4 protein-coding genes and 1 pseudogene are annotated in these 4002 nt (G+C 69.8%); 3 read left to right on the top strand and 2 right to left on the bottom strand.

What is annotated here, in order from left to right:
* Positions 1-286: pseudogene (locus tag DPV74_RS39735) on the bottom strand (DUF3108 domain-containing protein); the annotation flags it as partial.
* A 113-nt stretch (positions 287-399) separates the two neighbouring features.
* Positions 400-1275 (bottom strand): IclR family transcriptional regulator, encoded by an 876-nt coding sequence (locus DPV74_RS39730; protein WP_059683938.1) that lies wholly within the window; start codon positions 1273-1275, stop codon positions 400-402.
* Positions 1276-1431: 156 nt separating this feature from the next.
* Here DPV74_RS39730 and DPV74_RS39725 point away from each other — a divergent pair, with 156 nt between their 5' ends.
* From DPV74_RS39725 to DPV74_RS39715, 3 genes are all read left to right on the top strand, one after another.
* The gene (locus DPV74_RS39725; protein WP_027789012.1) at positions 1432-2424 is read left to right on the top strand and encodes a fumarylacetoacetate hydrolase family protein; all 993 of its coding nucleotides are present in this window, start codon (positions 1432-1434) and stop codon (positions 2422-2424) included.
* 117 nt (positions 2425-2541) lie between these two features.
* Positions 2542-3369 (top strand): enoyl-CoA hydratase/isomerase family protein, encoded by an 828-nt coding sequence (locus DPV74_RS39720; protein ID WP_027789013.1) that lies wholly within the window; start codon positions 2542-2544, stop codon positions 3367-3369.
* Between the two features lie 88 nt (positions 3370-3457).
* Positions 3458-4002, top strand: a 545-nt coding sequence (locus tag DPV74_RS39715) for a PhaM family polyhydroxyalkanoate granule multifunctional regulatory protein (RefSeq protein WP_119339175.1), incomplete at its 3' end; no start/stop codon positions are given.

The raw sequence follows: 4002 nt of genomic DNA, 5'->3' as shown, positions 1-4002 counted from the left end.
GTTTCGGCGCGGCGGCCCTGGGGGCCGCCGGGGCGGGCGCGGCCGGATGCTCGACCGGCTTCGGCGCAGGTGGCGCGGGCTGGCGCTCGATCGGCTGCGGTTTCAGCAGCTCGATCTGCACGGGGACTTCGGCGGGCGCGGGCGGCGTGAACGCGTCGCGGTTGCGCATCAGCCAGAACGCGGCGAGCGCGTGCAGCACCAGCACGACGACGAGCGCAATGCCCACGCGCAGCCAGCGGCGGGGCAAGGCGTGACTCGGGCGGATGTCGGCAGGCTGCATGGGCATCGGAACAGGATCGGGGCGCTCGCGTGATGTCGGGCGCGCGGCGCGCGCCACAGGAATCGGACTGTCGAATGCGCCGCGCGTTCGCGCGCGTGCCGTGACGGGGGCGGAATGCGTCAGGCGTCGCGCGCGTCGGGACTATAGCCGAGTTCGTAAGACAGTTTCTGCGCGCATGCGCGCAACGCCGTGTCGATCTCGCCGCCCCATGCAATGTCGAACGAGCCTTCCTGGCCGAGTGCGACGATGGCGAGCGCGAGTTCGCCGACCGCATCGAACACGGGCATGCAGAACGCGTGGATCGTCGGCAGCAGCATCCCCTCGACGCGCGCGGCCTCGTGCTTGCGCACGTCGGCGAGCACCGCGTCGACCTCGTCGAGCGTGCGTGGGCCGCCATGGTGCGGCGAGCGGCGCGTATCGGCGAGTTCGCGCTCGAGCATCGCGGCGGTCTTGCTGCGCGGCAGGTACGCGGCGAACAGCAGGCCCGTCGCGGAGCCGAGCAGCGGCATCACGTCGCCGAGCTTCAGCGACGCCTTCGCCGGGTGGCTCGATTCCATCCAGTGCACGATCGTCGGCCCCTGGTTGCCCCACACCGCGATGCCGACCGTCTGGTCGAGGCGGTCGCGGAATTCGGTCAGCGCGATCCGCGCGAGCTTCACGCCGTCGACGCGCGCGAGCCGCGCGAGCCCCATCTGCAGCGCGAAGCCGCCGAGCTCGTAGCGGCCCGAGACGGGGTCCTGCGACACCACGCCGAGACGCGAGAAGCTGACCAGGTAGCGGTGCGCCTTCGCAGGACTCATGCCCGCGCGCTGCGCGAGGTCGCGCAGCATCATCGCGCGCGGCTCGCTCGTCAGCACGTCGAGCAGGCGGAAGCCGACCTCGATCGACTGGATGCCGGAACGGACTTTCTCGCTGTTTTCGCCGTGCTCGCCGGAAGCGGCGTCGTCGGTGTCGGAGTCGGCGAGATCGTCATCGGGAAGCGGGCTGGCGGGCATGGGCGGCAGGTGCGCGAAAATGCGGCAGGAATGGGGGTGAAAGATCGGGGCGAAAAATCGGGGCGAAAACGGCGTGCACGATCGTGGCGCGCCGCCGGGATTCACCATCGTAAAATAGATTCCCTCCATCGTCACTACAACGGCAGAGTCCCCCTTATGAAACTTGCTTCGCTGAAGGACGGCACGCGCGACGGCCAACTGATCGTCGTGTCGCGCGACCTGCACACCGCGGCGATCGCCGACGCGATCGCGCCGACGTTGCAGCGTGTCCTCGACGACTGGGCGTTCTACGCGCCGCAGTTGCGCGACCTGTACGACGCGCTGAACCACGGCCGCGCGCGCAATGCGTTCGCATTCGATCCGGCCAACTGCATGGCGCCGCTGCCGCGCGCGTTCCAGTGGGCCGACGGCTCCGCGTACGTGAACCACGTCGAGCTCGTGCGCCGCGCGCGCGGCGCCGAGATGCCGCCCGAATTCTGGACCGACCCGCTGATGTACCAGGGCGGCAGCGACGATTTCCTCGGCGCGCGCGACGACGTCGTGTGCCCGTCGGAGGAGTGGGGCATCGATTTCGAGGCGGAAGTCGCGGTGATCACCGGCGACGTGCGGATGAGCGCGTCGCCCGACGAAGCGCTGAAGGCCGTCCGGCTCGTCACGCTGGTGAACGACGTGTCGCTGCGCAACCTGATTCCGGCCGAGCTCGCGAAGGGCTTCGGCTTCTTCCAGAGCAAGCCGGCCACCGCATTTGCGCCGGTCGCCGTGACGCCCGACGAGCTCGGTGACGAATGGCGCGAAGGCCGCGTGCACCGGCCGATGATCGTCCACTGGAACGGCAGGAAGGTCGGCCAGCCCGATGCGGGCACCGACATGGTGTTTCACTTCGGCCAGCTGGTCGCGCACGCGGCGAAGACGCGCAACCTGCGCGCCGGGTCGATCGTCGGCTCGGGCACGGTGTCGAACAAGGACGCGAAGCGCGGCTACTGCTGCATCGCCGAGAAGCGCTGCCTCGAGACGATCGAGCACGGCGCGCCGCAGACCGAATTCATGCGCTACGGCGATACCGTGCGCATCGAGATGTTCGACGCGGCCGGCAAGTCGATCTTCGGTGCGATCGAGCAGTCGGTCGCCCCGCCCGACGGCGCGGCGTAAGCGGCGCGGCGCTTGCGCGAAACCCGGCTTCGGCCTGCGCGCCGGGTTTCGCCTGATGTTTGCCCGCGCGGGCTTGGCTACACTCGATTCAAGAGCCTCGACTCGAAGGAGCGGCACATGGCCGATCTCGCCGCATACGGCGGTTACGAAGCACTGAAGGTGACGCGCCGCGACCATGGCGTGCTCGACATCGTGATGAGCGGCGAGGGCGCGAACCGCAGCGGCCTCGCGACCGCGAACGCGCGCATGCATCGCGAGCTCGCCGACATCTGGCGCGACGTCGACCGCGATCCCGACACGCGCGTCGCGGTGATCCGCGGCGAAGGCAAGGGCTTCTCGGCGGGCGGCGATCTCGCGCTCGTCGAGGACATGGCGAACGACTTCGACGTGCGCTCCCGAGTGTGGCGCGAGGCGCGCGACCTCGTCTACAACGTGATCAACTGCAGCAAGCCGATCGTATCGGCGATGCATGGCCCGGCCGTCGGCGCGGGGCTCGTCGCCGGGCTGCTCGCCGACATCTCGATCGCCGCGAAGGACGCACGCATCATCGACGGCCACACGCGCCTCGGCGTCGCGGCCGGCGACCACGCGGCGATCGTGTGGCCGCTGCTGTGCGGGATGGCGAAGGCGAAGTACTACCTGCTGCTGTGCGAACCGGTGAGCGGCGAGGAGGCCGAGCGGATCGGGCTGGTGTCGCTCGCGGTCGAGCCGGCCGACCTGCTGCCGAAGGCGTACGAAGTGGCCGAACGGCTCGCGCACGGTTCGCAGTCGGCGATTCGCTGGACCAAGTACGCATTGAACAACTGGCTGCGCTCGGCCGGGCCGACCTTCGATACGTCGCTTGCGCTCGAATTCATGGGGTTTGCCGGGCCCGACGTGCAGGAAGGCCTCCGGTCGTTGCGCGAGCGGCGTCCACCCGAGTTCCCCGGCGACGCACCGTTCTGACACGCGCCGGCGCTATGATCGATCCAGGCGCGGCTCGCGCGACCCATGGCGGCCGCCTCGTCCTCACCCAGTCAACCAGGATGCCCGTATGACGACCGATGCCCCCGGCTCCAATCCTTTCGCCGGCTTTGCCGGCTTCAAGCCCGCCGACATGATGGACCGGATGTGGGACATGATGCGGATGTCGCCGTTCGGCGCGATGACGCCGTTTCCGGGCGGCGCGCATGGGCTGCCGCCGTCGCTGTCGAGCATGTCCGACATGATGGCGCCGCTCACGAGCGTCGAGGAACTCGACAAGCGCATCACCGACCTGCGCGCGGTCGAGCAGTGGCTGAAGCTCAATCTCGGGATGCTGCAGTCGGCGATCCAGGCGCTCGAGGTGCAGCGCGCGACGCTCGCGACGCTGCGTGCGTTCGGCGCGTTCGCGCAGAGCTCGATGTCGGCGGCCGAGGAAGCGGCCGTCGCGGCGGCGCAGGCGGCGAAATCCGCATCGGCCGCGCCGGGCGATGCGCCGCCGGCGGAGGATGCCGATGCTTCCGCCGCGGATGCAGCCGCGGGCGACGCCGCGCAGGCCTTCGATCCCGCCGGCTGGTGGAACCTGCTGCAGTCGCAGTTCAACCAGCTCGCGAGCCT

Origin of the sequence: Burkholderia sp. HAN2018 (assembly GCF_024704855.1) — a bacterium.
Taxonomy (GTDB): domain Bacteria; phylum Pseudomonadota; class Gammaproteobacteria; order Burkholderiales; family Burkholderiaceae; genus Burkholderia; species Burkholderia cepacia.
This window is presented reverse-complemented; position numbering and strand designations above follow the sequence as displayed.

What these genes read in the sequence shown, in the direction of transcription:
- DPV74_RS39730 (WP_059683938.1), bottom strand. Translation starts at nt 1,275, where the DNA reads ATGCCCGCCAGCCCGCTTCCCGATGACGATCTCGCCGACTCCGACACC.
- DPV74_RS39725 (WP_027789012.1), top strand. Translation starts at nt 1,432, where the DNA reads ATGAAACTTGCTTCGCTGAAGGACGGCACGCGCGACGGCCAACTGATC.
- DPV74_RS39720 (WP_027789013.1), top strand. Translation starts at nt 2,542, where the DNA reads ATGGCCGATCTCGCCGCATACGGCGGTTACGAAGCACTGAAGGTGACG.